Source organism: Pseudoalteromonas sp. SG44-17, from assembly GCF_014164235.1.
GTDB classification, from domain to species: domain Bacteria; phylum Pseudomonadota; class Gammaproteobacteria; order Enterobacterales; family Alteromonadaceae; genus Pseudoalteromonas; species Pseudoalteromonas rhizosphaerae.
The window spans coordinates 1-567 of the sequence record NZ_JACJEV010000097.1; the positions used below are offsets into that span (position 1 = coordinate 1).

Genomic DNA, 567 nt, shown 5'->3' on the forward strand with positions numbered 1-567 from the left:
CCACGGAGTGATTCATGACTGGGGTGAAGTCGTAACAAGGTAGCCCTAGGGGAACCTGGGGCTGGATCACCTCCTTATACGATTTAGAACTTATTTGTTCGTAGTGTCCACACAGATGATTGTTATTGTAAAGAGAACAAACACTTATTGTTTGGGTCTGTAGCTCAGTTGGTTAGAGCGCACCCCTGATAAGGGTGAGGTCGGTAGTTCAAATCTACTCAGACCCACCACTTCTTCAACGAAGTCGGTAATCAAACAATAAGTACCAGCATATGTGGGGCTATAGCTCAGCTGGGAGAGCGCCTGCCTTGCACGCAGGAGGTCAGCAGTTCGATCCTGCTTAGCTCCACCACTTACTTCTTAAAAATAAATATTCTTTTATCGGGCAGCATAATCGCCTGAGAATAGAGTGTGTTTAATTTTGAGAGGTTTTTGTATCTCTTGCTCTTTAAAAATTTGGAAAAGCTGATAATAAAATTCGTATAAATACAGTGTATTTGTACAGAGTTTTCAAAAGTAAAAAAGAATGATAGCAGTATCATTCAGTGCCATTTAATGAACGTTTTA

General features: G+C 40.9%; 2 tRNA genes and 1 rRNA gene. All 3 read left to right on the top strand.

Annotated elements, in window-relative coordinates:
* A 16S ribosomal RNA gene (locus H5182_RS22050) occupies positions 1-77 on the top strand; the annotation flags it as partial.
* Positions 78-153: 76 nt separating this feature from the next.
* Positions 154-230, top strand: a tRNA-Ile gene (locus H5182_RS22055).
* A gap of 46 nt (positions 231-276) precedes the next feature.
* Positions 277-352 (top strand) — tRNA-Ala (locus tag H5182_RS22060).
* Positions 353-567: the final 215 nt, after the last annotated feature.